We start from the raw sequence: 228 nt of genomic DNA, 5'->3' as shown, positions 1-228 counted from the left end.
AGGTAGCATCACATCCATCAATATCACGCTAAATTCTTCAGTCATCAATGCATGATAGCCATCTAATCCTGTTAGCTGATGATCCACGATAAACCCAGCTTCGGTTAAGCCTTTTTTTATATACTCGCCAAGCTTCAATTCATCTTCTACCAGCAGTACTTTCATTGTGATTCCTCAATACGGTCATGATTGTTTAACGTTCTAACCAGCACAGGTGACAACATTGAC

At 39.9% G+C, this 228-nt stretch carries 1 pseudogene; it reads right to left on the bottom strand.

Annotated features, from left to right (window positions below):
- Positions 1-165 (bottom strand): annotated as a pseudogene (locus SB772_RS46465) (DNA-binding response regulator); the annotation flags it as partial.
- Positions 166-228 lie beyond the last annotated feature (63 nt).

The organism is Paraburkholderia sp. SIMBA_030, assembly GCF_046535245.1.
Lineage (GTDB): Bacteria > Pseudomonadota > Gammaproteobacteria > Burkholderiales > Burkholderiaceae > Paraburkholderia.
Note: the sequence above shows the minus strand (reverse complement) of the source record. Positions and strands in the feature narration are given on the sequence as shown.